General features: G+C 51.0%; 1 protein-coding gene. It reads left to right on the top strand.

Going from position 1 to position 255, the window contains the following annotated elements; translation table 11 throughout:
- Positions 1–71: 71 nt before the first annotated feature.
- A partial coding sequence (locus AC1RPT_RS08140) for a thioredoxin family protein (protein ID WP_481763047.1) occupies positions 72–255 on the top strand: 184 nt, incomplete at its 3' end.

A 255-nucleotide genomic window follows, 5' to 3' on the forward strand; every position in this document is an offset into this window, starting at 1 on the left:
GCATATGACTATGTTTATTTCGAAAGTAAATTTGGCCTGACGATCGAGCAGGCAGAGGCGCAAGGATCGGTATGAGCGAATTGAATCAGGTCACAGACGTAACGTTCGAAAACGAGATCGTGAACCACAAGGGCTATGCCCTGCTCGACTTCTGGGCGCCGTGGTGCGGTCCGTGCAAGATGCTAATGCCGACTCTTGAGGCACTGGCACCTGAGTATGAAGGACGAGTCAAGTTCAATAAGCTGAACGTTGACG

Source organism: Dellaglioa sp. CoH-56-MRSF-11, from assembly GCF_056782135.1.